This window comes from Nocardioides sp. CPCC 206348, assembly GCF_048654705.1.
Classification (GTDB): domain Bacteria; phylum Actinomycetota; class Actinomycetes; order Propionibacteriales; family Nocardioidaceae; genus Nocardioides.
Map to the genome: position 1 here is coordinate 143,851 of NZ_JBMCZA010000210.1, position 949 is coordinate 144,799.

Below are 949 nucleotides of genomic sequence, written 5' to 3' on the forward strand. Positions count from 1 at the left end.
CTACGTCGGTGGCACCTTCGACACCGGTGCAGGTGGCGCCGGCGGCGGCGCGTTGTGAGCGGTTGACTGATCGCGGCCGGCGACCACTACTACTTCTTCGAGGTCACCCAGAGGTTGATGACGCCCTCGATGACGACGGTGCCGTCCTCGAGCTGGCCGCGGACGCGGACCGGGAGGTCACCCTCGGCGGTGTCCCACTGCTCCTGGTCGGTCTCGGCGATGCAGGTGATGTCGCCGGTCGCCTTGGCCGTGTAGGTGATCGACATGCCCTTGGGGATCCAGCGCTTGGTGTCCGGGATGGTCGACTCGGCGAGCGCACCCATGGCCATCTCCAGGCCGTTGCACAGCGCGATCGCGTGCACGGTGCCGATGTGGTTCTGCACGCTGCGCCGCTTCGCGAAGCGGATCTCGGCGTAGTTGGAGCGCATGTCGATGACGCGCGGGTGGATCGTCGCAAAGTACGGAGCCTTCTGGGCGAAAGCGAAGGAGAACACCCGCTTGCCGATCGTGCCACCAACGACGGGCACGCCAGTCGTGGTCTTCCAGAGGTTCTGCACCGGAGTCGTCATGGCGCTGAGATTACTTGCGAGTAACAACGGCGGGCAAGGTGCCGTCCGTCTCACTCCGGGAAACGCTGGGTGGCGACCTGCTCACCGGCAGACACCAGGGTGACGCTGCCCGCGGGGGTCGGGGGCGCGAGCAGCGGGTTCGCGGTCAGCACCAGGGACGGCGGGTCCGCGGCGTCGTACGCGAAGGAACAGGTGACCGGGGTGAGCGGGCCCACGAGGATGTACGGCGCCCCGGCGCCGACCTCCAGGCCCCCACCGATCGGGTCGAGCACCGTGCAGGTCCAGCCCTCCCCGGTCTTGCCACCGGCAGGAACGGCGACCGACCCGTCGAACACGAAGACGAGCTCGATCGTCCGCGCGGGTCCGCCGAACACGTCGAC

General features: G+C 68.4%; 2 protein-coding genes. Both read right to left on the reverse strand.

The window, feature by feature from the left end; all coding sequences use genetic code 11:
- Positions 1–89 precede the first annotated feature (89 nt).
- On the reverse strand, positions 90–569 hold the full coding sequence (locus ACOADB_RS21695; protein ID WP_378603427.1) for a hotdog fold domain-containing protein: 480 nt from the start codon (positions 567–569) through the stop codon (positions 90–92).
- Positions 570–619: 50 nt separating this feature from the next.
- Positions 620–949 (reverse strand): hypothetical protein (locus tag ACOADB_RS21700; protein ID WP_378603430.1); only part of this gene is annotated, 330 nt, incomplete at its 5' end.